This window comes from Methanobrevibacter sp. (assembly GCF_045577275.1).
Taxonomy (GTDB): Archaea; Methanobacteriota; Methanobacteria; order Methanobacteriales; family Methanobacteriaceae; genus Methanobrevibacter.
On sequence record NZ_JAZNIB010000028.1, the window covers coordinates 1 to 2731 of the forward strand.

A 2731-nucleotide genomic window follows, 5' to 3' on the forward strand; every position below is an offset into this window, starting at 1 on the left:
AATCTAATTATTAAATAGAATAATAATTTTTGAATAGAATAATATTAATAAATGAATATTATTTATTAAAGAGGATTAATTATTGAAAATTAATCAAAGGATTGTATTAAATGAATCTTAAAATCAAAAACTTTTCTAAAATTAATGGCAGTGTAAAAGCACCATCTTCCAAAAGTTATAGTCATAGGGCAGTTATTCTTGCATCACTCTCTGAAGGCAAATCCAAACTCTTTGATGTGCTTTATTCTGAAGATGTCTTGTCAAGCATAAGAGCATGTGAAGCTCTTGGAGCAAGGATTGATAAGAAGAAAGAGATTATATTAAAGGGAGATAAAAGCCAAACAGTGGACTATTTGGAAGTTTATGGAACTGGTGGAAGATTACATAATAAGTCTCAGGACATGATTGACCTTGCCAATTCAGGAACCACACTTAGGATCATGACAAGTGTTGCGGCATTATCTGACAATGAAGTGATATTTACAGGGGATGATTCACTTAAAACAAGACCTATGGGTGCATTGATTGATGCTTTAGAAGCCTTAGGTGTTAAAATTGAATCATTAGGTGATAATAACAAGGCTCCACTTAAGATTTATCCAGGATATGAAGGTGGAGAGACTGATATTTTAGGAAGCATCAGTTCTCAGTTCATCTCATCCATTCTTATTTCAGCTCCTTTATCTAAAAAAGGAGTGAAACTTGAAGTCTATCCCGAATTTGTTTCAAAACCTTATGTTGATATGACCATTTCCATTTTGGAGAAATTTGGCATTGATGTGGGAGAGGAAAATTACCAGTTCCATGAAAACTGCAAGAAAGAGCATACTGAATGCTTAGGTGTTAAATTTAATGTCAAACCACAGAAATACATTGCAAGTGACTATATTGTTGAAGGAGATTTCTCATCTGCCTCTTATTTGCTTGCGGCAACAGCTATTGCAGGTGGGTATATTAAGATTGAAAATTTATTCAATGATTCTAAACAGGGAGATAAATTCATTTTGGATATTTTAGAAAAAATGGGTGCTGATGTAACCGTTTTTGATGATTATGTTTCCCTTAGAAGTGATGGAAATCTTAAGGGAATTGACGTTAATTTGGCTAATGCCCCTGATTTATTGCTTACTGTTGCTGTTCTTGGTGCAGTTGCAGAGGGCAAAACCACTATAAGTGGTGTAAGTCATGGCAGGTTAAAGGAAACTGATAGGATAGATACTACATGCAGAGAACTTGAAAAATTAGGTTGTAGGCTTGATGAATTTGAGGATGGAATGACCATTTATGGTCAAACCATTGGTGATGGAATTGTTGAATCTCATAATGACCATAGGTTGGCTATGGCATTTTCCCTTCTAGGATTAAAGCATGATGTGGAAGTGGAAAATGGAGAATGCTTTGATGTATCATTCCCTAACTTTATAGAGCTTATGAAAGAAATTGGAATTGAAATGGAATTGAAATGATGAGGGATTATGATGAATGATGAAGATAGAATTAGAGAAATTTTTAAAAGATTGAATGAGATTTACACTATCCGCACATTTCATGACCATGACCCTTATAAAGTATTAATCAGAACAATCTTATCTCAAAGGACAAGGGATGAAAATACTGATCAGGCTGCAAATGCATTGTTTGATGTTTATCCAGATATTTATGCTGTTGCTGATGCTCCAGTTGAGCATGTTCAGGAATTGATTAAGCCTGCTGGTTTTTATAGGGTTAAGGCAGCACGTATTTTAGAGGTTTCAAGGATTCTGATTGACCAATATGGTGGAGAAGTTCCAAGAGAAATGGATGAAATGCTCAAGCTTCCCGGAGTAGGTAGAAAAACAGCAAATTGCGTTATTGTATTCGCTTTCCAAGATGCAGCTATTCCTGTTGACACTCATGTTCATAGAATCTCCAATAGATGGGGAATCGCTGATACAAAAGAGCCTGAAGAAACTGAAATCGTTTTGATGGAAAAGGTGCCTAAAGAGCTTTGGGTGGATTTAAATGATTTGATGGTTCAGTTTGGACAAACAATTTGCCGTCCAATAGGTCCTCAATGTGATAAATGTCCACTTACAGACCTTTGTGAATATGATGTAAGTAAATTAGAATAAATATTTTTTAATTTTACTTTTTTAACTTTTTTTTAAATTTTATTCTTTAAATTTTTTTTATACTTCTTATTTTTTTTACTTTAGTCTTAAACTAACTTTGTCTGGCTTGTTTTATCGAGTGCAATTATAGGGCTATCACCAACCACTTTTTTGTCTTGAATCATAAGCCCATCCAATTCAAGAAGTATTTTTTTAGATTCAAGTCCTTCTGCAACTCCACCAAATCCTCCAATGGTTCTGTCTGACTTGACGGTTCTGTGGCAAGGTATGATTATAGGATATGGGTTTTTGGAAAGTGCAGTGCCTACTGATCTGTATGCCTTTGGACTGCCAGCTGCCTTTGCAAGATCTTTATATGTGTTTATTGTCCCTTTCTCTGTCTTGAATTCCGCTTCCAATACTTTCCTTTGGAATGGTGTACATTTATCTAAATTAAGATATTCAAGTGAAAATTTAGGATCTTTTTCGTTGAAATAATTTCTTAATTCATTCAATACATTATTCAATTGCTTTGATTTCTTGTTTATAGCCAATGGTTCATCTTGTTCATATTTTTCTTCAGCTATTTGTGAGGAGCTTTTGTCAGGTTTGGAGAGAAGTATCTCTTCAATTTTAAATTG

Annotated in this window: 3 protein-coding genes; 2 read left to right on the plus strand and 1 reads right to left on the minus strand. The window is 34.2% G+C overall.

Annotated elements, in window-relative coordinates; genetic code table 11:
* Positions 1–110 precede the first annotated feature (110 nt).
* Together aroA and nth are read left to right on the plus strand one after the other, a co-directional pair.
* Positions 111–1466, plus strand: a complete 1356-nt coding sequence (gene aroA, locus ACKI67_RS01060) for a 3-phosphoshikimate 1-carboxyvinyltransferase (protein WP_407461538.1) — start codon at positions 111–113, stop codon at positions 1464–1466.
* Between the two features lie 9 nt (positions 1467–1475).
* Positions 1476–2111 carry an endonuclease III domain-containing protein gene (gene nth / locus ACKI67_RS01065; protein ID WP_407461539.1) on the plus strand — a complete coding sequence of 212 codons (636 nt, stop codon included), beginning with the start codon at positions 1476–1478 and terminating at the stop codon, positions 2109–2111.
* Between the two features lie 86 nt (positions 2112–2197).
* Here nth and ACKI67_RS01070 read toward each other — a convergent pair.
* Positions 2198–2731, minus strand: a 534-nt coding sequence (locus ACKI67_RS01070; RefSeq protein WP_407461540.1) for a methylated-DNA--[protein]-cysteine S-methyltransferase, incomplete at its 5' end; no start/stop codon positions are given.